This window comes from Geomonas silvestris, from assembly GCF_014193515.1.
Taxonomy (GTDB): Bacteria; Desulfobacterota; Desulfuromonadia; order Geobacterales; family Geobacteraceae; genus Geomonas; species Geomonas silvestris.
The window spans coordinates 40,801-67,175 of the sequence record NZ_BLXX01000016.1 but is presented as its reverse complement, the minus strand read 5'-3'; the positions used below and the strand labels follow the sequence as shown (position 1 = coordinate 67,175).

General features: G+C 63.8%; 27 protein-coding genes. 1 reads left to right on the top strand and 26 read right to left on the bottom strand.

Translation table 11 applies throughout. From position 1 onward, the window contains the following. Positions 1–400: 400 nt before the first annotated feature. The 18 genes from ptsP to GMST_RS19600 form a co-directional block, all read right to left on the bottom strand. The gene (ptsP, locus tag GMST_RS19685; RefSeq protein ID WP_183356419.1) at positions 401–2,161 is read right to left on the bottom strand and encodes a phosphoenolpyruvate--protein phosphotransferase; all 1,761 of its coding nucleotides are present in this window, start codon (positions 2,159–2,161) and stop codon (positions 401–403) included. Further along, the gene (locus tag GMST_RS19680) at positions 2,142–2,408 is read right to left on the bottom strand and encodes an HPr family phosphocarrier protein (RefSeq protein ID WP_183356418.1); all 267 of its coding nucleotides are present in this window, start codon (positions 2,406–2,408) and stop codon (positions 2,142–2,144) included. The genes ptsP and GMST_RS19680 overlap by 20 nt, the downstream gene beginning before the upstream one ends. Before the next feature lie 54 nt (positions 2,409–2,462). Further along, positions 2,463–2,858, bottom strand: coding sequence for a PTS sugar transporter subunit IIA (locus tag GMST_RS19675; RefSeq protein ID WP_183356417.1), 396 nt, complete (start codon positions 2,856–2,858; stop codon positions 2,463–2,465). Further along, the gene (rapZ, locus tag GMST_RS19670) at positions 2,855–3,718 is read right to left on the bottom strand and encodes an RNase adapter RapZ (RefSeq protein ID WP_183356416.1); all 864 of its coding nucleotides are present in this window, start codon (positions 3,716–3,718) and stop codon (positions 2,855–2,857) included. Before rapZ ends, GMST_RS19675 begins: the two co-directional genes overlap by 4 nt. Before the next feature lies 1 nt (position 3,719). Continuing rightward, positions 3,720–4,670 (bottom strand): HPr(Ser) kinase/phosphatase, encoded by a 951-nt coding sequence (gene hprK, locus GMST_RS19665; RefSeq protein WP_183356415.1) that lies wholly within the window; start codon positions 4,668–4,670, stop codon positions 3,720–3,722. A 212-nt stretch (positions 4,671–4,882) separates the two neighbouring features. Further along, positions 4,883–5,431 carry a ribosome hibernation-promoting factor, HPF/YfiA family gene (gene hpf / locus GMST_RS19660; RefSeq protein ID WP_183356414.1) on the bottom strand — a complete coding sequence of 183 codons (549 nt, stop codon included), beginning with the start codon at positions 5,429–5,431 and terminating at the stop codon, positions 4,883–4,885. A 66-nt stretch (positions 5,432–5,497) separates the two neighbouring features. After that, entirely contained in the window at positions 5,498–7,045 is a 1,548-nt protein-coding gene (rpoN, locus tag GMST_RS19655; RefSeq protein ID WP_183356413.1) for an RNA polymerase factor sigma-54, read from the bottom strand. 164 nt (positions 7,046–7,209) lie between these two features. Next, a complete protein-coding gene (lptB, locus tag GMST_RS19650) occupies positions 7,210–7,941 on the bottom strand; it encodes an LPS export ABC transporter ATP-binding protein (protein ID WP_183356412.1) in 732 nt (243 codons plus the stop codon). Further along, positions 7,928–8,410: a lipopolysaccharide transport periplasmic protein LptA gene (gene lptA / locus GMST_RS19645; RefSeq protein ID WP_183356411.1), complete on the bottom strand. Its 483-nt coding sequence runs from the start codon at positions 8,408–8,410 to the stop codon at positions 7,928–7,930. Before lptA ends, lptB begins: the two co-directional genes overlap by 14 nt. Further along, complete coding sequence (lptC, locus tag GMST_RS19640) at positions 8,410–8,985, bottom strand: LPS export ABC transporter periplasmic protein LptC (protein WP_183356410.1); 576 nt, start codon at positions 8,983–8,985, stop codon at positions 8,410–8,412. Before lptC ends, lptA begins: the two co-directional genes overlap by 1 nt. Before the next feature lie 226 nt (positions 8,986–9,211). Continuing rightward, positions 9,212–10,261, bottom strand: coding sequence for a GDP-mannose 4,6-dehydratase (gene gmd, locus GMST_RS19635; RefSeq protein ID WP_183356409.1), 1,050 nt, complete (start codon positions 10,259–10,261; stop codon positions 9,212–9,214). Positions 10,262–10,343: 82 nt separating this feature from the next. Next, positions 10,344–11,807: a bifunctional D-glycero-beta-D-manno-heptose-7-phosphate kinase/D-glycero-beta-D-manno-heptose 1-phosphate adenylyltransferase HldE gene (hldE, locus tag GMST_RS19630; protein ID WP_183356408.1), complete on the bottom strand. Its 1,464-nt coding sequence runs from the start codon at positions 11,805–11,807 to the stop codon at positions 10,344–10,346. Between the two features lie 66 nt (positions 11,808–11,873). Continuing rightward, complete coding sequence (locus GMST_RS19625) at positions 11,874–12,266, bottom strand: four helix bundle protein (protein WP_183356407.1); 393 nt, start codon at positions 12,264–12,266, stop codon at positions 11,874–11,876. A gap of 69 nt (positions 12,267–12,335) precedes the next feature. Beyond that, positions 12,336–13,286: a GSU2086 family protein gene (locus GMST_RS19620; RefSeq protein WP_183356406.1), complete on the bottom strand. Its 951-nt coding sequence runs from the start codon at positions 13,284–13,286 to the stop codon at positions 12,336–12,338. Positions 13,287–13,335: 49 nt separating this feature from the next. Further along, positions 13,336–15,261 (bottom strand): LTA synthase family protein, encoded by a 1,926-nt coding sequence (locus GMST_RS19615; RefSeq protein WP_183356405.1) that lies wholly within the window; start codon positions 15,259–15,261, stop codon positions 13,336–13,338. Positions 15,262–15,385: 124 nt separating this feature from the next. Then, positions 15,386–16,309 (bottom strand): alpha-1,2-fucosyltransferase, encoded by a 924-nt coding sequence (locus GMST_RS19610; protein ID WP_183356404.1) that lies wholly within the window; start codon positions 16,307–16,309, stop codon positions 15,386–15,388. A 2-nt stretch (positions 16,310–16,311) separates the two neighbouring features. Then, positions 16,312–17,145 (bottom strand): glycosyltransferase family protein, encoded by an 834-nt coding sequence (locus tag GMST_RS19605; RefSeq protein WP_183356403.1) that lies wholly within the window; start codon positions 17,143–17,145, stop codon positions 16,312–16,314. A 10-nt stretch (positions 17,146–17,155) separates the two neighbouring features. Then, positions 17,156–18,166 (bottom strand): NAD-dependent epimerase, encoded by a 1,011-nt coding sequence (locus tag GMST_RS19600; RefSeq protein ID WP_183356402.1) that lies wholly within the window; start codon positions 18,164–18,166, stop codon positions 17,156–17,158. Between the two features lie 246 nt (positions 18,167–18,412). Here GMST_RS19600 and GMST_RS19595 point away from each other — a divergent pair, with 246 nt between their 5' ends. Then, positions 18,413–19,312, top strand: coding sequence for an O-fucosyltransferase family protein (locus GMST_RS19595; RefSeq protein ID WP_183356401.1), 900 nt, complete (start codon positions 18,413–18,415; stop codon positions 19,310–19,312). Here the strand turns inward: GMST_RS19595 and GMST_RS19590 are convergent. The 8 genes from GMST_RS19590 to GMST_RS19555 form a co-directional block, all read right to left on the bottom strand. Next, complete coding sequence (locus tag GMST_RS19590) at positions 19,309–20,103, bottom strand: class I SAM-dependent methyltransferase (protein WP_183356400.1); 795 nt, start codon at positions 20,101–20,103, stop codon at positions 19,309–19,311. The two genes, GMST_RS19595 and GMST_RS19590, sit on opposite strands and share 4 nt — an antisense overlap. Continuing rightward, complete coding sequence (locus GMST_RS19585; protein WP_183356399.1) at positions 20,100–21,020, bottom strand: glycosyltransferase family 2 protein; 921 nt, start codon at positions 21,018–21,020, stop codon at positions 20,100–20,102. The genes GMST_RS19590 and GMST_RS19585 overlap by 4 nt, the downstream gene beginning before the upstream one ends. A 90-nt stretch (positions 21,021–21,110) precedes the next feature. Next, on the bottom strand, positions 21,111–22,280 hold the full coding sequence (locus tag GMST_RS19580) for a glycosyltransferase family 4 protein (RefSeq protein ID WP_183356398.1): 1,170 nt from the start codon (positions 22,278–22,280) through the stop codon (positions 21,111–21,113). Further along, positions 22,277–23,035, bottom strand: a complete 759-nt coding sequence (locus GMST_RS19575) for a glycosyltransferase family 2 protein (protein WP_183356397.1) — start codon at positions 23,033–23,035, stop codon at positions 22,277–22,279. The genes GMST_RS19580 and GMST_RS19575 overlap by 4 nt, the downstream gene beginning before the upstream one ends. After that, a complete protein-coding gene (locus GMST_RS19570) occupies positions 23,028–23,789 on the bottom strand; it encodes a glycosyltransferase family 2 protein (RefSeq protein WP_246399928.1) in 762 nt (253 codons plus the stop codon). Before GMST_RS19570 ends, GMST_RS19575 begins: the two co-directional genes overlap by 8 nt. Next, complete coding sequence (gene waaC / locus GMST_RS19565; protein ID WP_183356396.1) at positions 23,786–24,832, bottom strand: lipopolysaccharide heptosyltransferase I; 1,047 nt, start codon at positions 24,830–24,832, stop codon at positions 23,786–23,788. The genes GMST_RS19570 and waaC overlap by 4 nt, the downstream gene beginning before the upstream one ends. 151 nt (positions 24,833–24,983) lie before the next feature. Then, on the bottom strand, positions 24,984–26,045 hold the full coding sequence (gene waaF, locus GMST_RS19560) for a lipopolysaccharide heptosyltransferase II (RefSeq protein WP_183356395.1): 1,062 nt from the start codon (positions 26,043–26,045) through the stop codon (positions 24,984–24,986). Beyond that, the gene (locus GMST_RS19555; RefSeq protein WP_183356394.1) at positions 26,042–26,203 is read right to left on the bottom strand and encodes a Trm112 family protein; all 162 of its coding nucleotides are present in this window, start codon (positions 26,201–26,203) and stop codon (positions 26,042–26,044) included. Before GMST_RS19555 ends, waaF begins: the two co-directional genes overlap by 4 nt. Between the last annotated feature and the right edge of the window lie 172 nt (positions 26,204–26,375).

Sequence of the window (26,375 nt, the reverse complement as noted above, 5' to 3'; positions counted from 1 at the left end):
ATGTCTTCTGGTTTCTTGCAGTCCTTAATCAAAGCATCAAGCAATTCATCTACACTGGCCATCGGCTCCCTCCTATCGAGTGGGTTCTAACCGAAAATGGCCATTTACACAAAGGATTTTACAGGCCCGCGGTTGAGAGCTTCTCAAGAGCGATTGGGAGCCTCTCAAGAGCGATTGGGAGCCTCTCAAGAGCGATTGGGAGCCTCTCAAGAGCGGTTGGGAGCCTCTCAAGAGCGGCTGGGAGCCTCTCAAGAGCGGTTAGGAGCTTCTCAAGAGCGATTGGAAACCTCCCCAAAGCGATTGAGAAGTCCTCGGATGCGATTCAAAATCTCGCGCCACAAAAAAAGGGCGAACCACTGGTTCGCCCCTGCACACCTTTCCGTACGGTACCTCTCCCGACTCAGTCGAAACTTTCCGAGAACCTCGCAGCAATCTCGCTCTTCAGATAACTATCCGCCTCGGCTGCGGTGGCAAAGGTCACCATCCGGTCCGCTACCTGCTTGGCCTCGGCCATGGTGCAGCGCCGCAGGATCTTCTTGACCCGCGGGATGGAGACCGGGTTCATGGAGAGCTCGTCGAAACCCATCCCGAGCAGGAAGGGGAGGTACTCGGGATCCCCCGCCATCTCGCCGCAGATGTGGGCCTTGATGCCGGCACGGTGCGCCGCGTCCACCACCTGTTTGAGAGAGCGCAACACCGCAGGGTGCAACGGCTCGTAGAGCGAAGAGAGATGTTCGTTGGTCCGGTCGATGGCCAGGGTGTACTGGATCAGATCGTTGGTGCCGATGCTGAAGAAATCCACCTCGGCTGCCAGCAAGTCGGCGATCACCACCGCGGCAGGGATCTCGATCATGATCCCCACCTGGATCGCCTCGTCGAAAGGATGTTTCCCGCGCAGTTCGGCCTTGGCCTCCTCGAGAAGCGCCTTCGCCTGCCTCACTTCGGCAACGCCCGAAACCATCGGGAAGAAGAGCTGCACCGGTCCCAGGGCGCTCGCGCGCAGGATGGCACGGAGCTGGGCCTTGAACGCCTTGGGCTGGCGCAGCGAGAGCCGGATGGCGCGCACCCCCAGGGCCGGGTTCATCTCGTCAGTGAGACACGGGTCGGTGACACACTTGTCGCCTCCCACGTCGAGCGTCCTGATGGTGACCGGCCTCGGAGCCATGGCCTGGACGATGGCCGCATAGGCCTGGTACTGCTCCTCCTCGTCCGGAAAACTGGCGCGGTTGAAGAAGAGCATCTCGGTACGGTACAGGCCGATCCCTTCGCCGCCGTGCTTGTTGATGGCGGAGACCTCCTCCACGAACTCGATGTTCCCCTTGAGGTGGATTCGGTGTCCGTCCAGGCTCTGGGCCGGCAGGTCCTTCAGTTTCAGGAGTTCCCGCTCGACGTACTCGTAGCGCTGCTTGCGCTGCAGGTAGTTCCGGAACACCTCGGGGTCCGGGTTCACGATCACCGCGCCGGTGGCTCCGTCGATGATCACGGTGTCGCCGTCGCTCACCTCGCTGGTGATCCGCTCGACACCGACCACCGCGGGAATCTCGAAGGCGCGGGCCAGGATGGAGGAGTGCGAGGTCTTCCCCCCCAGGTCGGTGACGACGCCGACCACCTTCTCCTTGTCGATCTGCAGGATGTCGGCCGGCGAGAGCTCGTGGGCCACGACTATCGCCTTCCCCTCGATCTGGTCCAGAGATTCCTGTTTCTCGCCCACCATAGTGCGCAGTACCCGCTCGACCACCACCTCGATGTCGTTGCCGCGCTCGCGCAGGTACTCGTCGTCCACCGCGTCGAAGAAGGTCTTGAAGCGGCTCATGGTCCGCTTGAGCGCCCCCTCGGCGTTGATCCCCAGCCGCTCGATGTAGCCGGTGGTCTCGCTGATCAGCATGTTGTCGTCGAGCAAAAGCAGGTGCGCGTCGATCACGCACAGGTGCTCGGGGCCGTGGGTCTCGGAGAGCTGCTCCCTAAGGGCTGCGAGCTCCTCCTTGGTGCGGTCCAGCGCCTTGCGCAGCCGGTAGCGCTCGGCGGGGATGCCGTCGGCGGAAACCGAGTACTCGGTGACGATCACCCGGCGCCGTTCGGTGATGCGGACCTGGCCGATCGCGATGCCGGCCGAGGCGCCTATCCCCTGAAATTGTCTGGTTTCACTCTTCACCAAATCCATTGCGGATCAGTTCCCCGATTGCCTCGAAGGCCTCCGCTTCATCCGGGCCCTCGACCTTCAACGTCACCATGCTCCCCTTGCCGGCCGCCAGCATCATGATCCCCATGATGCTCTTGCCGTTCACCTCGACACCCTCGCGCTCGATCTTGATATCGGAGCCGAAGCGGCTCGCGGTCTTCACCAGAAGGGCACTGGCCCGGGCGTGCAACCCGAGCTTGTTGGGTATCACAAATTCACCTTGATTCATAGGCCTCTCTTCTTATTCCCTTAGGCTCAGGGGACGGCACACCGCCCCCGGCCGCTATTTTTTCAGGTAGTCGCCGGCCACCGAGATCCCCTCGCGGCCGCTCTCCTTGAGCTTGAGGGCCAACTCACCCACTGCCAGCCGGTTGCGGTCCTGGGTGAACCGGATCAGCATCGGGAGGTTCACCCCGGTCAAGACCTCGACCCTCCCCTCCTCGAGGAAGGAGAGACTCATGTTGGACGGCGTGCCGCCGAACATGTCGGTCATGATGATGGCGCCGGCGCCGGAGACCCGGGCCACCGCCTCTTTGATGGAAGCCATCACGGTTGCCGCCTGGGCGTCGGGTGCGATCCCCACCGTCTCCGCCAGCTCAAGTTTCCCGACGATCATCTCCGCCGCGGCGAGCAGCTCGGCTGCCACCCCCGCGTGCGCCACTACAACCAGTCCTATCATCCCAGCCCCTTGTCGATATCCCTGTGGGTAATCTTGATATTCACGTTTCTCTGCTTGAAATACTGATACAGCTCTTCAGCGATGGCGACCGAGCGGTGCCGGCCGCCGGTACAGCCAATCGAGACGGAAAGGTAGGATTTACCCTCCCGCCGGTAACCGGGGAGCAGGTGCTCCAAAAGCCCCCGGAAGCGCTCCAGGAAGACCTCGGTCTCCTTCTGGCCCAGGACGTAGTCGCGCACCTCCTGCTCGAGCCCCGAGAACGGGCGCAGCGCCGGGACGAAGTAGGGGTTGGGGAGAAAGCGGACGTCCATGACCAGGTCGCTCTCCAGGGGGATCCCGTAGCGAAAGCCGAAGGACTGCAGGTTCACCTGCATCTCGAGGGCGCTCTCGCTCCCCTTGATGCTGGAGATCACCACCTCCTTCAGCCGGTGCACGTTCATCTCCGAGGTGTCGATGATCGCGGTGGCGATGCGCCGCAGCCCCGCCAGCTGGTCGCGCTCGAAGCTGATCCCCTCGGGGACCGTGCCGCCGTCCAGGGCCGGGTGCCGGCGCCTGGTCTCCGAGAAGCGGCGGATCAACACCTCGTCGCTCGCGTCGAAGAAGAAGATCTTCAGGATGTGGCCGGTCTGGGTCAGGTTCCTGAACACCTCGTCGTACCCTTTCATGAAGTCGCGGCCGCGAATGTCCATGACGAGCGCCACGTCCTTTATGTCCTCGCGCGAGTGTTCCACCAGGTCGATGAAGGTGGAGACCAGCGAGACCGGGAGGTTGTCCAGGCAGAAGAACCCTTCGTCCTCCAGGGCGCGTACCGCGGTCGACTTGCCCGAGCCGGAGAGCCCGGTGATGATCACGATGCGCATCTCACTCCACCTCGTTGCCCAGGGGCCGCACCTCGAGGCGCGCCAGAAGCTTTTCGTGGAACTCCTTCGCAGAGTGGTACCCCATCCCCTTCAACAGGAAGTTGCGGGCGGCCACCTCGATGATGGAGGTGAGGTTTCTCCCCGGGCGCACCGGCACCTGGAGGTGCGGCAGGTCCACGCCCAGGATGGTCTTCACCTGCTCGTCGATCCCCAGGCGGTCGTACTCCTGGTTCGCGTCCCACTCCATGAGTTCCAGCACCAGGTCGATGATCTTCTTCTCTCGGATCGAGGAGACCCCGTAGAGGTCCTTGATGTTGATGATCCCCAGCCCGCGGATCTCCATGTGGTGCTGGATCGATTCTCCCGCCTGCCCTACCAGGGCCGCGGGCATCTTCTTCTTGATGTGGATGATGTCGTCCGCCACCAGCCGGTGCCCGCGGATCACCAGGTCCAGGGCGCACTCGCTCTTGCCGATGCCGCTTTTGCCGAGCAGCAACACCCCCACGCCCAAGACGTCCACCAGCACGCCGTGGATGTGGGTCGAGGGGAGCAGGCTCTCTTCCAGGAACTTGGTGACGAGGGAGATGAAGGTGGACGACTGGTGGTGCGACACCAAAAGAGGAATCCCCGCCCCTTCTGCCGAGGTCTTCAGAAACTCGGGAGGATCAAGCCCCTTGGTGACGATGAAGCAGGCGATCGGGAAACTGCACAGGGTCTCGATGTGCTTGCGCCCGAGCGCGTCGGGAATCTGTCGTAGGTAGGAGATCTCGGTGTTGCCCAGTACCTGGACCCGGTCCGGATGCAGGTGCTCGGTGTACCCGGTGAGCGCGAGGCCCGGTTTCTGGATACGGGAACTGTAGAGGCGGTTGGAGAGACCGGCCGTCCCGCCGATGAGCTTGAGGTCAAGCCCGTAGGCCTTGTCCTCGAGAAGGTCCTTGATGCTGAGGCTCATGCTGTTCACTGCACTACCGACCTTTCCCCGCACAAGAAGCGGTTCTACGTTCTAGGTTCTACGTTAACCCCGACTCGGTGGTAGCTAACGTAGATCACAGAACGTAGAACGGGTTGTAGGTTAGCGGCTCTACGCCCTACGCCCTACGCGTGACCCATTGGGTTTCAACGTAGAACGTAGAACGTAGAACTGGTGTTAAACGTCTGTTGCCTTTATACGTTTTCCGGTGCGATCAGGCCGTAGTTGCCGTCTTTGCGACGGTACACCACGTTGATGGTTTCGGTCGAAGACTCGGTGTAGACCAGGAAGTCCTTGTGCAGCAGTTCCATCTGCATGACGGCCTCTTCCACGCTCATCGGCTTCATCGAGAAGCTCTTGGTCTTGATGACCACCGGGGCGGCGCTCGCCTCCTCGATGCTCTGGGCCTCCACGATCGATTTCTGCACCTGGCGCTCGCGTGCATCCGAGGCAGGTTTGTGGGCTTTGATGCGCTCCTTGAAACGGCGCAGCTGACGCTCGATCTTGTCGGAAACCGCGTCCAGCGAGGCGTACATGTCGTTGGTTTCCTCGGCGGCCTTGATGGTGATCCCCTTAGCGGTGATAGTCACCTCGGCCATGTGACGGATCTTCTCGACGGTAAGGAAAACCTGGACGACAATCGGCTCGTCGATGTACTTCTTGACTTTCTCCAGCTTCTCTTCAGCGTAGCTCTTCAGGGCCTCGCTTGCTTCCATGTGCCTAAATGTCGTCGTTATCTGCATGACTTGGTACCTCCCTTTATTGTAATACACGCCGGCTTCCGCCCATGGCCAGGCGGGGACGGACGTTTAGAAATGCTTCTTGCGCTCCGAGGACGAACCGATGCGGAGCATTTCGCGGTACTTGGTGACGGTGCGCCGCGCGATGACGATGTTGTGGGTGGAGAGCATCTCGGCCAGGCGCTGGTCCGAGTAGGGACGCTTGGGGTCCTCCGCGTCGACCAGCTCCTTGATCTTGCTCTTCACGCTCTCCGAGGCGATGAAATCGCCCTCGCCGGTGGAGATCCCCGAGTTGAAGAAGTACTTGAGCTCGAAGAGCCCCTGCGGGGTCTGCATGTACTTCGCGGTGGTGACGCGGCTGATGGTCGACTCGTGCATGCCGATGTCCTCGGCGATGTCGCGCAGGACCAGGGGCTTTAGGTACTCGATGCCGCGGTCCAAAAAGTCGCGCTGGAACTTAACGAGGCTTTTCGCCACCTTGAAGATGGTGCGCTGGCGCTGCTGGATGCTCTTGATAAGCCAGATCGCCGAGCGCATCTTCTCGCCGATGTACTCCTCGCACTTCTTGTCGACCGGGCGGCTCGCCTTGGTGTCCGGCGCGTAGAGCGGGTTGATCCTCAGGTTGGGCATCCCCTCGTCGTTCAGCATCACCACGTACTCGTCGCCCACCTTGTGAACGAAGATGTCCGCGGAGATGTACTGCACGTCGTCGGAGCCGTAGACCCGCCCCGGCTTGGGATCGAGCTCGGCGATGATCTTCGAGGCGGCCAGGATGTCCTCCACCTCGACACCGAGCACCTTGGCGGCCTGCTTGTAGCGGCGCCCCTCGAGATCCTTCAGGTGGTCGCGCAAAAGCGCCTCGACGATGCTCCCGCCCATCCCCAGGCTCGCCACCTGCAAAAGCAGGCATTCGCGCAGGTCGCGCGCGGCGACGCCCACCGGGTCGAACTCCTGGATGCGCTTCAGCACCTGCTCGGCCAAGGGGACCAGCACGGTCTCGGCGAAGCCGTGGCTCGCCTCCTCCTTCTGGGCGGCATCGGCCTCGGCGGAGAGCCCCGCCCACTCCAGGGCTTCTTCCTGGAAGGGGGACGTCTGCACGCAGGCGTCGGCCACGTCCGAGAGGGTGGCGCGCAGGTAGCCGTCCTCGTCGATGTTGCCGATGATCTCGGCCCCGAGCACCATCTCCTGCTCGGTGAACCGGGTGAGGCTCAGCTGCCAGAGCAGGTGGTCGCCCAGGGTGGATTTTTTGGTCAACAGGTTTTCGAACGAGGGGCGGTCTTCGTCGTCGTAGTACTGCTCGCCGGAGCTGTAGTTGTAGCCGTCGATGTAGGAATCCCAGTCGGCCTCCCGGGTCTCCTCACCGGTGCGCACCTCCTGGAAATCGGAGGTCGGGCTCTCGGGCTCCACCTCCCGCTCCCGCAGTTCCAGCTGTTCGGGCTCCCGGACCTCTTCCTGCTCGATCACCTCGTCCAGGATCGGGTTCTCTTCCAGTTCCTGGCGCACGACGTCTTGCAGCTCCAAGCGGGAGAGCTGGAGAAGCTTTATCGCCTGCTGCAACTGGGGGGTCATCACCAGTTGCTGACTCATCTTCATCTGCTGGCGCATCTCAATAGCCATAAATCCTCTTCGAAACCCTACTGAATTCTGCGGTGAACTCTGCAACTGCCTGGCTAGGCAGTCTCATTGGAATGTCCCCCTCAAGCCAAGAATACACCGAAAGGGGTTCATGTGCACGGAAACGCTGGTGCTTTATTCGGCAACCGCTGCGGCTGCCGGTTTTTCTAGAGGCGGAACTTGTCCCCCAGGTAGATCTCGCGGGCCTTCTTGCTCTGGGAGATCTGCACCGGGTCGCCGCACTCGAGTACCTCGCCGGCACTCATGATGTAGGCCTTGTCGCAGACCCCCAGGGTCTCCCTCACGTTGTGGTCCGAGATCAAAACCCCGAGACCGCGCTCCTTCAACTCGGTGATGATGTTCTGGATGTCGATCACCGCGATCGGGTCGATCCCCGCGAAGGGCTCGTCCAGGAGGATGAAGGCGGGGTCCGTGGCGAGCGCCCGGGCGATCTCCACGCGGCGCCTCTCCCCACCGGAGAGGGCGAAGCCGCGGCTTCCCGCGATGTGCTCGATGCGGAACTCGCTCAAGAGCTCCTCGACCCGCTCGCGCCTTCTCATCTGCGGCAGCGGCATGGTCTCCAGCACCGCCAGAAGGTTCTCCCGCACCGTGAGGCGCCTAAACACCGAGGGTTCCTGCGGCAGGTAGCTGATGCCGCGCCGGGCCCTCAGGTACATCGGGAGTTCGGTGATCGGGTCGCCGTCCAGGAAGACCTCCCCCCGGTCCGGCCTGGCGAGCCCAACCACCATGTAGAAGGTGGTGGTCTTGCCGGCGCCGTTGGGCCCCAAGAGCCCCACCACCTCGCCGGAGCTCACGGAGATGTCCACCCCGTTTACCACCATGCGCCGGTTGAACCCCTTGGCGAGCCCCCTGGTGCTCAGGGTGCTACGGTTTGACATCTTTCCCCCCGCCGGGATGGATCACGGCGTTCACGCGCTCGCCGGGACCGCCGGTCACCTCGCTGCGCTGTTCGTTGACGTAGTAGGTGATCACCTTGCCGGTGATGACGTCGCCGCCCTGGGTCACCTTGGGCGCACCGTCCAGGATGATACGCGCCTGCTTGGGCTCGTACACCGCGTGGGCGCCGCTCGCCTGCCGGGCCCCCTGCAGGATCCGGACGTTGCCGAAGGCCTCGGCGCGGCTTAGGTCCTTGCCGTCCCCCGAGTAGCTGATCACCAGGCGGTCGGCGTACAGGGTGAGATCCCCCTGGCGCGCCACCACCTTCCCTTCGAAGGTCGCATTCTTCTTGTCGTTATCGGCGCGCAGCGTGTCCGACTTGATTGTTAATGGCTCCCGGCTGGCAACCGGCGCGGCCTGCACCGTGGCAACCAGGAAAAGAAGCAGGAAAAGCGGAAGGAACCCGCGCATCAGCGTACCCCCTGCGGCCGGTACACCGCGCTTACGTCCTTCATCACCTTCAACCTCCGTGTCTGGGTCTGAAACTCCATCCCGATCCCCTTGAGTTCAAAACCGCCATCCTTGAATTGCACCGGCTGGTCCGTCTCCAGCTGCGACTTGGCCGCGAGGTAGGTGATCCGCGAGGTGGAGAACTCGAGCCCCGAGGCGCTGCGCCCGAGCACCTTGCCGGAGAGGGTGACGTCGCGGGTGGCGTTGCGGTACTCGGCCCGCTCCGCGGTCACCTCGAGATCGCCGGTGGAACGGCTCCCCGCCACCACCAGCTTCACCCCGGTCAGGGTGGTGGAGTCGCTTTCCTTGTTGTATTCCGCCCGGTCTGCCGAGAGGTCCCAACGCTTGACCCCTTTTTTCGTCTCGGTGTAATGGACCCGCTGCAGGGAAACATCTACCTTGAGAGGAAGTTTGGGGACCTTGCGTGAGGGCGCTCCTTCCTGGTGCATCCGGTACGCGATGGTGCCTACCACGCAAAGGGTGACAATTGATGCCAGTGTGACGAGAAATCGCCTGATATTATTGAGTTTATGCATGATTTCGGACCAAAGTATAGCATCATAAAAAATGGGTGTAAAGCCTATTTTATTAAAATGGGGGAGTTTGGCACAGAGATTGTAAAAGGGCGTAAACACAGCATTGTTTTACGGTTTAAAACAGTGAGTTGCGAAAAAAGAGGGGGTCCGGGAGGGAGGAGTAGCGGCCGGGGAGGCGCCGAAAAAAAAGGGGCGGGCTGCCAAGGTGGCAGCCCGCCCGCGTCGGTTAACCCTTGGCGCGCAGTTCGCGCTCGGCAAGTTTGAAGTCGGCGTCGGTCATCATCTCGACCAGTTGAGGAAAACTGGTCTTCACCTCCCAGCCCAGCTCGCGGCGCGCCTTGGCGGGGTCACCCAAGAGGAGGTCCACCTCGGCCGGACGGAAGTAGCGCGGGTCGATCTCGATGACGGTCTTCCCGGAGGCGCTGTCGATCCCCTTCTCGGCCTCGCCGTGCCCCTGCCACTCAAGCGGCATCCCAAGACGTGCGAAGACCAGCTCGGCAAACTCGCGCACACTGTGGGTCTCGCCGGTGGCCACCACGTAGTCGTCGGCCTTGTCGGCCTGCAGCATGCGCCACATCGCCTCCACGTAGTCGCCGGCGAAACCCCAGTCGCGCTTGGCGTCCAGGTTCCCCAGGTAGAGGCAGTCCTGCAGCCCCAGCTTGATGCGGGCGGCGGCTCGGGTGATCTTGCGGGTCACGAAGGTCTCGCCGCGGCGGGGGGACTCGTGGTTGAAGAGGATCCCGTTGCAGGCGAACATGTTGTAGCTCTCGCGGTAGTTGAGCGTGATGTAAAAGGCGTAGGCCTTGGCGCAGGCGTACGGGGAGCGCGGGTAGAAGGGGGTGGTCTCCTTCTGGGGGGTCTCCACCACCTTGCCGTAGAGCTCCGAGGAGGAGGCCTGGTAGAAACGGGTATCGAGACCGGTCTCCTGGATCCCCTCGAGGATGCGCACCGCACCCAGAGCGTCGATCTCGGCGGTGTACTCCGGGACGTCGAACGAGACGCGGACGTGGCTCTGGGCGCCCAGGTTGTAGATCTCCTCCGGGCGGATCTCGCGCAGCAGGCGGTTGATGGAGCTTGCGTCGTTAAGGTCGCCGTAGTGCAGGAAGAGCCTGGTGTCCGCCTCGTGCGGGTCGCGGTAGATGTGGTTGATCCGGCCCGTGTTGAAGGACGAGGAGCGGCGGATCATGCCGTGGACCTCGTACCCCTTCGAGAGGAGCAGTTCCGTGAGGTAGGATCCGTCCTGTCCGGTGATGCCGGTAATAAATGCCTTTTTCATGGGTCCTCCAAAAACTGGAATTTTCAAATTAATAAACTACCCGACCGGGGCCTCCAACGCAAGCCGGATCGGGAGACAAGCCTCAGTAAGAGGCCAAAATTTTCTCGATGATGCGGCTGGTGGACCTGCCGTCCACGAACTGGACCAGCTCGACCCTCCCGCCGCGGGCCTCGACGATCTCGCGCCCGACCACCTGGTCGAGGGAATAATCGCCCCCCTTTACCAGGACGTCGGGCTGGACCGCCTCGATCACCCGCACCGGGGTGTCCTCGTCGAAGAGGACCACGAAGTCGATGCAGTCGAGCGCGGCCAAGATGTGCGCCCGCTCGGACTCCTCGATGAGCGGCCGGCGCTCACCCTTGAGTCGCCTGACCGAGGCGTCGGAGTTGAGCCCCACCACCAGCAGGTCCCCGAACTGGCGGGCCTTCTGCAGGTACTTCACGTGCCCCACGTGCAAAAGGTCGAAACAGCCGTTGGTGAAGACCACCCTCTTGCCCCGGGCACGTTCGCCGGCGACCAGGTGGGACAGGACGTCGAGGTTCTTGATCTTGGCGTCGGCGTCCTTCTGGCTGTGCCCGACCTCGGCCACGATCTCCTGGGGGAGCACCACCGAGGTCCCCAGTTTCCCCACCGCGATCCCCGCCGCCACGTTGGCGACCCAGGCGGCTTCCGGGAGTTTGAGGCCGCAGGCGAGCCCCAGCGAGAGGACCGAGATCACCGTGTCGCCGGCCCCGGTCACGTCGTAGACCTCGCGCGCCACCGTCGGGATGTGCACGGCGGGAAGCTCGCTGCGGAACAGCGACATCCCCGCCTCGGAGCGGGTGATAAGGAGCGCGTCCAGTTCCAGGGAGCCCAAAAGCCGCGCCGCGGCGGTTTCCAGGCTCTGCTGGTCCACGATGGCGACTCCCGAGGCGATCTCCGCCTCCTTGCGGTTCGGGGTGAGCAGGGTGGCGCCGCGGTACTTTACGTAGTCGCTCCCCTTCGGGTCGACCACCACCGGGGTCCCGAGCTCTCGCCCGGTCCGGCAGACCGCAGCCAGGACCTCCGGGGTGAGCACGCCTTTGAGGTAGTCCGAGACCACGATGACGTTGAAGCCGGGGGCGTTCGCCTCGAGATAGGCGAGCATCGCCTTTTGGCTGTGCTCGGTCACCTCGCTGCGGCTTTCCCGGTCGATCCTGACGATCTGCTGGTTGGCGGCGATGACCCGGGTCTTCTTGCTGGTCTTGCGCTCGGCCTCCTCGAACAGGCCCGCCAATTCCACCCCCTGTTCCTGGAGGGCCTGGCGCAGCACCGCACCGTTTGGGTCGGCGCCGATGACCGAGCAGATGGAGACCCTAGCCCCCAAGGCCACCAGGTTGTGCACCACGTTTCCGGCGCCTCCCAGGCGCAGGTCCTCGCGCACCACCTCGACCACCTGGACCGGGGCCTCCGGCGAGATGCGCTCCGCCCTCCCCCACAGGTACTCGTCCAGCATCAGGTCGCCCAAAACCAGGACGCGCACCTGCGCCGCTCTTTCGAAAAATGATTCTACTTCTCTGCGTTCCACGGAAACCTCGGAAAATCGTTCTATGTTCTACGTTCTAGGTTCTATGTTGTAACCAAAAAGAACCCTTCAGACCCTTCCTTCTGGGTAGGCTCTAGGTTTAGGGTTACCCGGGTGCTTTAGGTAACGGATAAAGCCATCCAGAAGGTTCGTTATCTTCGTGCAACGGGTTATGATCGTATTGAAAGCAGTTTGGTCCACATGCCCGACATCGAGCCCTGCGTAGATCAAGCTCGTTACTTCAGAAAGGGATCCTCGAGATATCACGAGAAACTGCACGAACTCCTTATTGCTCCCCCTGTCAAATCCTTCAGCAATATTGGACATGACAGATACAGCCGCACGCTGCATTTGGTCGCGATAGCCAAAGTCATGGCACCGGGAGAGCACCTTATAAACATCGCGCACCAGGAGCCTTGCCTCTTTCCAAGATTCCACGTCTTCGAACCGGGTTATCTTCAAAACACCCTCCCAAAGAGAAGTGCCTCGATTCTAACATAGAACCTAGAACGGAGAACCTAGAACGGCCGCTCAAAGCCTGTCCAGCACCCCAGCTGCCAAAAACGGCAGCATGATCTCGTGGTGGCCGGTTATCGTGTAACCGTGGCTCTTCCCGGAGGTCGGGCGCTTCACCACGTTGGTGAGCGGCCGGTAGTGCTGCTGCATATCGAAGTTCGCGGTGGTGAAGTGATCGACGTGGTGCCCCAGGTTCTGGGCGATGGAGAGCGCCTTCAAAAACACCTCGGGAAGCAGCACGGCGCTGCCGATGTTCAGGTACACCCCGCCGTCGCCCAACTCGGAGACCACGGAGGTGAGGATCCGGAAATCGGTGTAGCTCGCCTGGCCGATGACGGCACCGTCCGCCGTGGGATGCTGATGGGTGATGTCGGTCCCGACCGCGACGTGCACGGTCACCGGGATGCCGCGCTCGGCGCAGAGCGCCTGGAGGCTTTCGCCTCTGAAGGGGAGCTCGCGCTCGTTGATCATCCGGCCGATGGATTCGCCGTAGCCCAGCCCCTTTTCGACCCCCGCCTTGATGGCCGCGTTGATCTGGAAGCCGGTCTCCTCGGCCATGCCGAAGGTGCCGGCGTGCAGGACGGCACCCACGTCCTCGCTGGTCGCACCGATGAGGGCGATCTCGAAATCGTGGATGGAGCCGGCGCCGTTCAAGGCCACCGCGGTGATGACGTCCGCCTCGATGAGCGAGCGCAACACCGGCTGCAGCCCGCACTTGATCACGTGCCCCCCCATGGCGAGCACCACCGGTTTCCCCTTGCGCCGCGCGGCGACCACCGCGTCGATCACCTTGTTGAGGGCCTGGGAGCCGAGCTGCTTGGGGAGCGCGGCCAAAAGGTCCGCGACACTCATCCCGGCCTTGACCGGCTTGGCGAAATCGTGGGCCACCGAGACCTTGTTCTTGCGCTCGGCGATGGGGTAGGTGCTGACACCCGAGATGTCCAACGGCTCGTATCTTTTCTTCATCGGTTCGGTCCTTTCGGTGCGGGGTGCGGCCGGCGCTTCCCGGATGCTCTCAAAGCCCCGCGTAGCGGCTGTAGAGGTACTGCATGTAGGCCTGCGCGTCCTTGAGCGTCTCGGCCTGGCGGGCTTCGGAAAGCTCGGCCCCGGCCCTGAGCACCACCTTGCGCGAGACGTTGTCGAAGACCGTGGTCTGCTCCGGGGTGCGCAGGGCGAACCCGGTATAGGAGTTGTAGAACGCGTAGTTGTTGCGGTGCCGGTTGAACAGGTTGTTACTCCAGGTAAAGCCGTCGTGCGCAAGCCCCAGCTGGGCCAGGACGGTTGCCGAGATGTCGGACTGCGCCCCGATCTCGGAGCGGCGCGCGCCGCGGTAGGCGGGCTTCACCACCTCGCCGTACAAAAGCAGCGGGATGTGGTAGCGCTCCGGCACGATGTCGCTGCGGTGCAAGGGGAGCGAGTGTCCGTGGTCGGCCACGAAGACGAACAGGGTGTTGGCGTACCAGCTCTGCTTGCGCGCCATCTCGAAGAACCCTTTCAGGCTGCGGTCGGTGTAGTGCACGGCGTTCTTGAACAGGGAAGCCTCGTCGCGCCCCGGGAAGACCGGCTGCATCGGCACCTCGAACGGTTCGTGGCTGCTCAAGGTGAACATGGCGCTGAAAAACGGGGTCCGCTCGCCGCTGAGGTCGTCGATCACCCGCTTGAACAGCACGTGGTCCTGGGCGCCCCACTTCGAGTTCATGTCCTCCTTGCGGAAGGAGTCGCGGTTCACGATCTTCTTGAACCCGGAGTGCACGAAGAAGGCGTGCATGTCGTCGAAGCGGTCGTCGCCGCCGTAGTGGAACTGGGTGGCGTAGCCGGCCTGGGCCAGGCTCCCCCCCAGGGTCGGGAGCCTCTCCATCTTGAGCGGGTGGTTCAAGACGCTCCCCTCGGGGGTAGAGGGGAACCCGGAGAGCACGGCGGCGATGCCGTAGGAGCTGCGGTAGCCGTTGGCGTAGAAATCGGTGAAGAGCACCCCGTTTTGGGAGAGCTCGTCGAAGAACGGGGTTACCCCCTTCTCACCCCCCAGGGAGCCGATCAGGTCGGCGGTCCAGCTCTCCAGGATGAACAGGACGATGTTGGGGCGCTTGGTGGTGAGTACCTCTTCGGTGTCGTTGGGGCCCCCGCGCCCCAGTATCCGTTCCACCCGGCTCTTCACCTCGTCCTCGGGGAGGTAGACGAAGCTGTTCCCCTTGTGGCGCAGGTAGTACTTGAAGTCGTAGAGAAGGTTCCAGCTCGCGTTCAAAGCCGCGTGGTTGGCGAACTGGTGGCTCGAGAAGTAGACGAAGCTCGGGTTCATCGGGGCGACCCCCACGCTGCCGCGGATCCCGAGGAAGATGAACCCGGCGCCGAGGATCCCGAAAAGGGCCCTGAAAAGGCCGGCGCGCACGCCGCGGGCGCCGCGCTCGGCGTAGAGGCCGGAGCAGAGGGCGCGCTGCAAAAGTACCCCTGCCACTACCAAGAGCCCGGCCAGGCCGAAGAGGAGCAGCAAGGGGGACGAGGAGATCGAGGCGAGCGCCTCTTTGGGGTAGCGCAGGTAGGCGACCGTCATGGCGTTTAGCTTGGCGCCGTACTCCTGGTAGGACTGCAGGTCGCCGCCGGTGATGAGGGCGGCCAAGACGAAGCAGCACCAGGTGAAGACCTTCGCCACCGCCGCAGCTTTGGGGATCGGGTAGTAGCGGTTCGCCAGCCAGAGCAGGTAGGGGACGGCCACCAGGTAGCAGGAGCTGGAGAGATCGATGTAGAGGCCGTAGCCGAAGATGCCGGCGAGCGTCGCGGCGTCCAGGCCGTGCAGCTTGTCGAAGTGGTAGCCCACGAAGGCGATCCGGCAGAGCAGGAAGAAGACCAGCCAGGTGACGCCGTAGCGCAGCAGGAATCCGGCAACGGCCTTTATTTCGGGGAGGCATCCTTCAGGCGCGGTCGACGCCTTGGAGAAATCGTTCATGCGTAGTTGGTTCCAATTGCTCGAGTCCGGCCGGAAGCCTTAAAGGAGGCTGCCGCCGGCGGTGTACGGGCGGCCTAAAGGGCGTGCCGGCCCGGAGTTACAGGGGCCTCGTCCCGGTTCCGGATCAGGGGATCTCGGCCAGGTACGAGACGGTGAAGCGCTCCCGCTCGACGCGGTCGTCGCGGGACATGAGGTGGAAAAGCGGCTTGTTGCCGTAAAACGAGCTCCACTGCGAGAAGGTGCTCATGGGGCCCAGGATCAGGTCGCACTGGGAAAGTGCCGTCATATCCCCCACCGGCGTGCCGGGTCCGAAACCGACCGCGAGGCCGGGGAACTCCTCGGCGCTTCTCTGCTCGTCGCTGCAGATCAGGAAGGCCACCCGCTGTCCCGGGAACTGCTCGGCAAGTTCGTGCATCCACTGTGCATAGCGGGCGGTGGGGTAGTAGAACTGGCCGCCGTTCAGGGTCGGGTAGTCGCCGTGGCGCACGTGCACCCCGACCACCAGGTCGGCCTCGCGCTTGAGCGCCTGGACCGAGCGTGCCGCGGCCTCCGCGAAGGCGGCGACCGGCCGGAAGTAGTCCCGGACCACCCCGGCGTGGCGCTCTACCCACTCCGGGGCGCGGAAGCGCCACCCCTGCACCAGCACCAGGCGCGCCGCGCCGCAGGCCGCGCCGACCGCGGGGGAATCGAGCCAGGTGACCTCGGCCCCCTCTTCTTCCTTGAGCGTCGCCACCCTTCCCGACGCGAGCGGGAGTTTTCGGTTCAGCCAGGTGAGCCCGCGCACCGCCTGGTAGGGGAGCCGGGTCTTCTTGAGGAACCCGGCCACCGGGGGGAGATCCAGCAGGCTCGAGCCGCGGGGGGGCGGGTACTGGCAGAAGACGTCCTTGCGGGTGCTCTCGAAAAAGTCGGCATAGGAGTGGAAGCTGAAGTTCACCACCCGGTGCCCCTTTTCCTCGGCAAAGGCGAGGAAGTTCGCGAAGAGCACCAGCCGGTTGGCCATCCGCCCGCTGCGCGAGGCGATCACGAAGAGCTTGGAGTCACCGGTCACGTTCACCCCTTCACCCGGCGGAAATGGTTCTTGGCGAAATCAAGGCCGAAGATCCCCTCCAGCACCATGAGTAACTTGTGGCGCCGCTCGCGCCAGGTGAGCCGGTACCCCGGCTGGGTCGCGAAGAGACCGGTTACCTCTTTTTTCAAGAGGGGCTGGATGATCTTCGGGTGGGTCCCGGTGAAAAGGCGCAGCGAAGTGGGATCGACCTTTTCGTAGACGTCCTTCTTGGTCTGCCCCCCCTGCTGGAGCGAATCGCTGCGCACCCAGCCGTAGTGGTACATCTTGGCGCCGGTCACCACCGCGTTGAGGTAGCGGGCGCGCCGGCTGGTCTTCAAAAGGACCGCGAAGAGCCCGTCGGACGGGAAGACCAGCCGCAGGCTGTTCTTGAAGACGCGCACCTCGCGGCGGTACCAGCGCGGGCTCCAGGCCTGGGTGTTGTGGTTGCCGTAGAAATGGACGTAGTCGAAGGCGAGCCCTTCCACCTTGGGGTTGTCCAGGTGCTTGCGCATCTGGTCCATGACGAGCTGCTGGTCTTCCTCGTGCAGGATCTCGTCCCCCTGGATGTAGAAGGCCCAGTCGCCGGTGCAGCTGTAGTAGGCGACGTTGGTCTGCTGGGCGAGCACGAAGTTCCCCACCAGGCGGTTCCAGCTGCTCCGGTAGACCTTGATCCTGGGATCCCCCATCGCCGCCACGGCCTCGGCGGTGCCGTCCTCGGTGTCCCCCACCACGACGATGAACTCGTCGCACAAGGGGAGTGCCGAGCGGATCGACTCGCGGAAGGGGTAGCCCAGGGAGACCGCCCCGTTCAAAAAGGTAAAACCACTGACTTTCATGTCCAACCCTTCAGGCTTGATAGTAGGTGCGGTACCACTCAACGAAGCGGGGAATCCCCTCTTCGATGCTGGTGGCCGGGCGGAACCCCGTGTCCCGCATCAGGTCGTCGACGTCGGCGCAGGTCACCGGGACGTCGCCGGACTGGATCGGGAGCAGGTTCTTTAAGGCCGTCTTGCCGAGCGCCTTTTCGAGCACCTCGATCATGTGCAGAAGTTCCACCGGCTGGTTGTTGCCGATGTTGTAGAGACGGTAGGGGGCGAAGCTGATTCCGGGGTCCGGGTCGGCGCCGTTCCAGGTCGGATCTCCTGCCGGCGGCCGGTCCAGCACCTGGCAGACCCCCTCGACGATGTCGTCCACGTAGGTGAAGTCGCGCTGCATCTTGCCGTAGTTGAAGACGTCGATGGGGCGCCCCTCGAGAATCGCCCGGGTGAACAGGAACAGCGCCATGTCCGGTCTCCCCCAGGGTCCGTACACGGTGAAAAAGCGCAGTCCGGTGGTCGGGATGCCGTAGAGCGCGGCATAGCTGTGGGCCATCAGCTCGTTGGCCTTCTTGGTCGCGGCGTAGAGCGACACCGGGTGATCCACGTTGTGGTGCACCGAAAACGGCATCGTGGTGTTCGCACCGTACACCGAGCTGGAGGAGGCGTAGACCAGGTGGCCGACCCGGGTGTGCCGGCACCCCTCCAGGATGTTCAAAAAGCCGCTCAGGTTACTGTCGGTGTAGGCGTGCGGGTTCACCAGCGAGTAGCGCACCCCGGCCTGGGCCGCCAGATGCGCCACCCGGTCGAAGCGCTCCTCGGCGAACAGCGCCTCCATACCGGTGCGGTCGGCGAGGTTCAGGCGCACGAAGCGAAAACCGGGGTGGGCCTGCAAAAGCTCCAGCCGGGCCATCTTCAGGTTCACGTCGTAGTATTCGTTCAGGTCGTCCAGCCCGACGACTTCGGCACCCAGGTTCAAGAGCCGGGTGGCCAGGTGGAAGCCGATGAAGCCGGCGGCACCGGTAACCAGGATCTTTGCCATCTTTCCCCCTTTTGGGCCGCATCGGGAACCCATCCGCCGACCGGTTGCCGGATCAGCTTCCGGTCCCAGCCGAACGAGCCACTATACGGAATCCGACGCGATTTTGCAACGAAACTGCGGTAGCGCAGCCAAGCGGCGACCTTGACAAGAGCGGCACCCGCGGCATATAGTCGCGGACGCGCTTCCGGAACCCCGGCCGCCACGCCGGTCCCACCGGGACCTGCCACCCCCCTCGCCAGGAACGTCATGCTTATTCTTGCCAAGAAATACGGCAGGCTGTGCAACCGGCTCTTCAACGCCGTCCACATCCTCGCCTTCGCCATCGAGCACAAACACACCTTCGTGAATCCGGCCTTCTACGACTACGCCGAGCACTTCGAGGCGACCGCCCACGACCCGTGGTGTCGCTACCCGGAAAAGCCGCAAGGGGCCCAACCCTCCCGGTTCAGGCGCCTGGTCCAGTACCGGCTCGTCAACTACGCCGCGAACCTCTGCCTGCAGCTCTCACGGTTCACGGGGCTCGAACGCATCTGCGGCATCACCTCGCTGCGCCCGGGTAACAAGCGGACCAACCCGCAGATCGACCTGAGCGCGCTTAAGCTCGACCTTTCCGACCCCCGGCGCATCGTCATGCTGCAGGGGTGGAACCTGCGCGCCTTCGACCTGGTCATCAAGCACGGGGCAGAGATCCGGGAGTACTTCCGGCCGGCTAGGCACTATCAGGAGGAGGTCGACGTCTTTCTGGCCGAAAAGCGCCGGGAGCACGACCTTTTGGTCGGGGTGGTGATCCGGCACGGCGATTACCGCAGGTGGCAGGAGGGGCGCTACTTCTATTCGCGGGAGACCTACTGCGACCTCATGCAGCAGATGTGCGCCCTGAACCCCGGGAAAAAGGTGTGGTTCCTGATCTGCTCGGACGAGGAGCAGGATACCGCGGTCTTTAAGGAGGCGGGGCTCAGCTTCTTCTTCCGCAGCGGGCACATGATGCAGAACCTCTACTCCCTGGCCGGCTGCGATTACCTCATCACCCCGCCGAGCACCTTCGGCATGTGGCCCTCCTTCTACGGCCGCACCCCGATGTACATCATCGAGGACCCCGAACTCCCCTTAAGCCTCAGCGAGAGCTTCGAGGTCTGCCAGGGCTAGCGCGGCTCCCCGCCCCCGGAGGCGATGAGCTGCGCCATGTCGGTGTTGATGCGGCTTGACATCCGGCGGGCGACGAAGCGGTCCAGGCGGAGCTTCTTGACCGCCTTCACCGCCAGGCGGAAGGAGCGCTGGCTCACGCTCTTCCTGGTCAAAAGGTGCAGGCTGCGCCCGTCTGACACCACGTTGAGGCCGAAGTGTGCCGCCAGCCGGCGCAGCGCCTCCGGCGTGTAGAACGACACGTGCTGGCCGTGCTCGAAGGCGTAGTACCACCACTGTTGCGGCCCCGGCACCGGGTTGGGGAGCAGCTGGGTGGTGAACATGATGTTCTCCGAATAGGCCAGCATCTTGGCCACCTCGTCCAGAGGTTTCACGAAGTGCTCGAAGTTCTCCAGGGAGGTCACCGCCTCCAGCGCCTGCCCCGGCCGGTACTCGAACCCCTCGGCGAAGAGGTTCTGGCAGTAGGGATCGCTCCAGGAGAAATCGAAGCCGATGTCCCGCATCATCCGGGTGAAGATCCCGTACCCTCCCCCGTAGTCCAGGAAATGCCCCCGTTTATCGAAGAACACGTAGAGCAGAGCGGACATCGCCCGGGAGAGGTCCCGGTTGCGCGCCAGGATCCCGGTATCGTAGATGTTGATCGGGCGGGCGTAGGCCTCCTCCAGCCAGTAGGGCTCCTCGGCCTGCAGGAAGCCGCAGCCCAGGCAGCGGTGGAAGCTCACCTGGTGCTTGCGCAGCACCGGCACGGTGAACTGGAGGACGGTCTCTGCCGCACAGATGTTACAGGTGGTCACCCGAAAACTCCTTTGACTGCCTTCACGAGCTTCGCGAGCCGGCGTTTTTTGCGCTCGAGCCAGGGAAGCGGCAGATAGTTGTGGTACTCGATGCGGTCGGCCGGCTCGCACAGCTCGACCCGGTCCGGGTGCTTAAGCGGCAAGGAGAGCGGCTGGCGGGGCATCTCGCTCCAGACCGAGGGTTCCTTGGTGTGGGTGGAATCCGCCCCGAAGCCTATGTTGGAGACCAGGTTCACCGCGGGGGCCACCGCGAGCATGCCGTGGGCCCAGAGGCAGTAGTCCATCTGGTAGTCCCAGGTGTTCACCCGGTGCTGCTGCACGTCATCGAAGATGCGGCTCCAGACCTGCGCCAGGCGCTCCTGCCCGAAGTGTTCGGAGAGCCAGCCGGTTTGCCGTTTTTCGGGCCAGGAGGTGAGGTCTCCGTCGTACTGGCGCCAGACCCGCCGCCAGCTTGCCCAGCCCCAGACGTGGCCGAAACGGGTGAAGTAGTAACTCCCCTCGGCCTCGAAGCGGCTGCGCAGGAAGTTGCCGCCGTTGATCATCCCGACCCGGTGGTCGTCCCGGTAGCGCTCCAGGAGTTCCTCGCAGTAGCCGAAGAAGCTCGGGTCCGGCACCACGTCGTCCTCGAGGACGATCGCCTCCTCAACCTCGTCGAAAACCCACTGCAGCCCCGAGATGATGCGTTTCTTGCACCCGAGGTTTACCGGCGAGAAGTTGGTCTTCACCTCGCACGGCCAGTCCACCCCTTCCAGCACTTGGCGGGCTGCCAGGCAGCGTTCTTCCTCTCCCGGCACGTGGTCCCTCGGACCGTCGGCCACCACCAGCAACTGGCGCGGCCGGGCCTGGCGGATCGCCTCGAAGACCACCTTGGTGGTATCGGGCCTGTTGAATATGATGAAAACCAGCGGCGTGTTCATTGCGTCGTATTCCCTCGTTCTCATCCACAAATAGGCAGAGGACCTGGTTGACCGATCACCCCCCCCCCGGAACCGGGCGTCAAGGTCTCGCTACTTCCCCGTCAGCTTTCCCGCAGCAACCCTTGCAAAGACATCCAGATGCTCACGCGCCACGCGGTCCCAGTCGAAGCTCGCGACTCGCCGTTCTCCCAACTCGCGCAGCCGGCCGCGCAGCTCGGCATCCGACCAGAGCGAGCCGACGGCTTGGGCGATCGCCTCGGGATTGGCGGGGTCGAAGAAGACCGCGGCATCACCTGCCACCTCGGGAAGGGAGGTCGTGTTGGAGCAGGCGACCGGGCAACCGCACCCCATGGCCTCGACCACCGGCAGGCCGAATCCCTCGAAAAGCGAAGGGAACGCGAGCATCCGGGCCAGGCTGTAGAGCACGGGGAGCTCCCGGTGCTCCAGGTAGCCGAGCACCCTCACCCGCTCCTCAAGGCCCAGCTCGGCGACCAGTGCGTCGATGCTCCCCTGGGCCTTCTCGGCGATGCCGGACATGACCAGCTCGCCGTCGAACTCGCCGCGGTCCAGCAACAGGCGCAGCGCCCGCAGAAGCCCCGCGTGGTTCTTATGGGGCCAGGAGGCGGCGGGGAAATAGATGAAGGGACGCTCCAGGCGGTACTTCGCCCGGACCTGCGCCAGTTCCTCGGGATCCTCCACCCGGACGAAACGCGGGTCGCGCCCCAAAAGCACCACGCTCACCCGGTCCGGTTCGACCTGGTAGCGCTCGACGAGGCTCTCCTTGGTGAAACTGGAGATGGCGATCACCCCCTTGGCGACCTTAAGAGAGGCGACGGTACCGTCGTGGCGCTTGCGGTAGCCGCGCTCACCGAAGAACTCGGGGTAGTACTCGTGCTGCACGTCGTGCACGGTAAGGAGCACCGGCGTCCCCGACTGTTTCGGGCTCATGATGTTGAAGGGGTGGTGGATCAGGTCGAGCTTCAAGGCGTCGATCGCGTACCTGCGGATATCGATCCCGCAAAGCCGCCGCACCAGGCTCACGCTCCAGCGGTAGGGGAGCGGCTGCCGGGAACGGATCAGCTGCTGCCGGAAATTGGGGGCGGTGAGCGGGAAGTGCCCGAGGCTGCGCTCGTCGCACAAAAGGAGGTACTCGTTCTCCGCATCCACCCGCTGCAGCGCCTCCAGGAGGCTGCGAAAGTAGCTCTCCACCCCCCCCATGCGCCCCGGGTTGAAGTTCACCAGGCTGATCCCGATCCTCATCGGCGCCCCCCGAAGAGCCTTTGCAGCGGCTGCTTCACGTAGCGCTTGAAGAGCGCGTTCACCCGCTTGATCAGGATGTAGTGCGCTTGGCCGACCTCTCGGTACATGCGGTCCTGCTCGGCCTGCCACTGGGCGGGGGATGCCTGGATGCTGAAGCCGTCCTCGTAGTAGTTAACCAGGGTGGCGCCGAGAAAGCGGGTATCGCCCAGGCCGCGCTCGCGCACCAGGCGGTAGGTGAGCAGCCGGTCGCTCATGATGCGGTAGCTGATGTCGTAGTCGGGCATCAGGTCGCGGCGGTACAGGATCGCCTGGTGGCAAAGCGGCATTCCCTTCAAAAAGCGCCGCACCGACTTAAGCCGCTTCCCTTTCACGTAGCTGAGCGTGCCGTCCGGGTTCAGCATGTTTGCCCTGCCGTAGAGGAGCGCCTCGCCGTTACCGGCCGCGGCGAGCCCCGCCACGTCGGCCAAAAGCTCGTCGCCGGCGTTGAGGAACATGAGGTAGCGGCCGCGTCCCAGCCCCGTTCCCTTGTTCATGGCGTCGTAGATGCCGCGGTCCGGCTCGCTGATGAAGCGGTCGACCAGCCCCCGGTGCGCCTCGATGGTCTGAAGGGTGCCGTCGCTGGAGGCGCCGTCCACCACGAGGTACTCGACCCGGTCGCCTTTGTGGCGCGCCACGCTCTCGAAGGTGCGCAGGAGCCGCTCGGCGTCGTTACGCACCACGGTTACGATGCTTACCTCAAAACTGGAATCAGTCATGCTCCCCCTTGGCGGCCCGGTTCAGCTCGATCGCCTTGCTGTACTTGTAGAAGGTGTAGTGGGAGTAGAGCTTGGAGAGGATGAAACCGGTGTACCCCTCGAGAAAGCCCAGGCGCAGGACGTACATCTTGAAGAAGGTGAACGCCGGCTTGTAGAAGAGCTGCGCCACACCGGGACGCTTCCCCGCCTGCACCAGCTCCTGGGCGGCGAGGCTCGAGTAGCGGTCCATGCGTTTCAGGTAATCGGCGATCCCGGAATAGGTGCGGTGCACCAGGTTCCCGGTAAGGATCCCCACCTCCCCCTGGCAGACCAGCGCCTCGTGCACCTGGCGCTCGCTGAAGGCGCAGCGGGTGCGGTCGTACAGGCGCATGTTGTAGTCGGGATACCAGCCGCAGCGCCTGATCCAGCGCTCCCCGAAGTAGTTCTCGCGCGCGACCTTGAAGCAGGCGATTTTACCGGTGTCGGCCGCGAGGATCGACTCCTGCAAGCGCGGGGTGACCCGCTCGTCGGAGTCGATGTTGAAGACCCAGTCGTTTGCGGCGAGCGAGGCGGCCAGGTTCTTCTGTTTGCCGAAGCCGAGCCAGGGGTGCTCCACGAAACGGACGCGGTCGTGGGCGCGGCAGATCTCGGCGGTGCGGTCCGTGCTGCCGGAGTCGACTACGACGATCTCGTCGGCAAAGTCGAGGCTCGCGAGACACTGGCCGATGTTGGCCTCTTCGTTCAGGGTGATGATGGTGGCGCTGATCTTGGTCACGGTGCGGTGAGGATGTTCGCGATCGCGGCGAGCACCTGCTCCGCCTTGATGCTTTCGGAGCAGGGACCGTCCTGGTCGCACTGTTTGCGCTTGCACTTGGTGCAATGCATGGGTGATTGGATGGTGAGGTTACCCTCGCCCCTCGGGCCGGTGAGCTTGCCGTCGGTGACGCGGAACAGCGAGATGGTCGGGGTCCCGACCGCCGCGGCGATGTGTACCGGGCCGGTGTCGCCGGCGACCACCAGGTCGACTTTCTTCAGGAGCGCGGTGAGGGCCTTCAGTGGGTAGCGGTCCACCACGCGGGCGCCGGGGCCGATCCCCCGGGCGATCTCCGAGGAGCGCTCGCGCTCTCCCTGGTCGCCCCAGGTCAAAAGGATCGAGGCGTCCGGGTAGCGCTCCAGCACCTGGCGCCCGAGCTCGGCCCAGCACTTCGCGGACCAGAGCTTGGTCTGCCACGAGGTGCCGCAGTGGAACAGGAACACGAGCCCGTCCGAGAGCGTGGCGAGAAGCGCCTCCGCGTTGGCGTCGTCCTCCGGTGAGGTCGAGATCGTCGAGGTGAGCCGCATGGTGCGGAAGTCCTTGCCGAACGGGACGCTGATGAGGCGTAGGTACTTGTCGGTGACGTGATAGTCGAGCTGGCGCAGCGGCACCTGGCGGGTGGTGAACAAGAGGTTGGGCCACTCGCGCACCGCGTCCTTGGTGAACCCGAAGCGCTGTTCCGCGCCGGTTGCCCAGGTGATCAGGCCGCTCTTCAGGTTACCCTGGATGTCGAAGACGAAGTCGTAGTCCCGCCCGCACAAGGCGTCGCGCAGGGCACCGATCTCGCGCCAGGTTTCGGCCGCGAAGGGGCGTTTGCGCCAGACCTTGGTGCGCACGGTGTGCAGCATGCTCAAGAGCGGGTTTCCTTCCAGGATCTGGCGGAAGGGTTCCTCGACCACCCAGTCGACCTCGATCCCCGGCACCACCTGGTGCAGGTAATCGAGGGCCGGGAGAGCATGGATGATGTCGCCCAAGGCGGATGCTTTTATGATGAGTACGCGCATAGTGAGAACCGATTAGCAATGAACAATGGACAATTGACGATTAAGGGTCAGTTGCCCACTGGCATTGGTTACTATTAAAGATTTTCCTTTGCGAGGAAGCGCCTGAACCAACAACGTTCGGCGGCTGTTTCAGGTGACCTGCACTTCATTGTCAATTTTCAATCGTCAATTGCTTCTGCAGTTCTACCGCGGCCTGCACCACGTCCTCAGCCGTCACCTGTTTCATGCAACGATGGTCGGTGGGGCACTCGCGCTTGAGACAGGGGGCGCAGTCCACCTCTTTGCGCACCACCACGGCTTTATCGGACCAGGGGTAGGTGGTGCGGTGGTCGGTCGAGCCGAAGACGGCGACCAGCGGCACCCCGAAGGCGGCCGCGATGTGCATGGGGCCGGAGTCGTTGCTGATGAAGAAGTTGCAGCGCTCGATGCTGGCCATCAGCTCCCGCACCGTGAGGGTTCCCGCCAGGTTCAGGCAGGGTCCCTCGAGGGAGGCCTCGATGTCGCGGGCGATGGCGACCTCGCCCGGCCCGCCGAACACCACGAGTTTGGCTCCCCAGCGCCGCGCCAGCTCGGCCCCGGCGGCCGCGAAGCGTTCGGGATACCAGCGTTTTGCGGAACCGTAGGCGGCCCCGGGATTGATTCCGATCACGAAATCGCCGGGGACGATCCCCCCTTCCTCGAAACGCCGCCTGACCGCCGCGCGCTCTTCCTCCGCCAGGCAGAGGAGCTGGCGTTTCTGCGCCGCGCGGATCCCGAAGTGACCCAGCATCTCGAGGTAGTAGTCCACGTGGTGCAGCCGGGGGTCGAGGCTCTTCTGGTTGAAACCGTGGGTCAAAAGGAAGCCGCGCCCGTCGGTGCGGGTCCCCATGCGGCGCGGGATCCCCGCCAGCGTGGCGATGATCGCAGCATCGATGGCGTTTTGCAGCAGGATGGCCAGGTCGAAGCGGCGCCGGCGCAGCTCGCCGGCCAGGCGCAGCCGCCCGCGGATCCCCTGGTGGCGCCCCTTGCGGTCGTAGACCACGACCTCGTCCACCCACTGGTGCGGGGTGAAGAGTTCGGCAACCGTGGGGATCACCAAGAGGGTGATCCGGGCCTTGGGAAAGGTCTCGCGGATGGCGCCCAGGGCCGGGGTGTTCATCACCGCGTCCCCCAGCCAATTGGTGCCGCGCACCAGGATGTTACGCACCCGGTTCGGATCGAGGGGAGCACTCATAGGGGTTGCGCCGCCTCCACCAGCAGGACCGGGATCCCGTCACGCACCGGGAACCTGAGCCGGCAGGCCGGACAGCACAGGGCATCCGGCGCCTGGTCCAGGGGACCGTGGCAGGACGGGCAGGCCAGAATCGGCAAGATCTTCTCCAGGTTCGACATCGACTGCTCCACACAAAAAAACGCCGGTGCCACCGTGGTGGTCCGGTTAACCTGCAGGCTCCGCGCCGCAAGCCGCCGCGACCGCGGTCGCCGCCAGACTCGCTGCAGAGACCGGCAGCAGGCAGCATTCTGCCACAAATGAGAAAGCTTAACCACGTTTTTTCATCTTAAA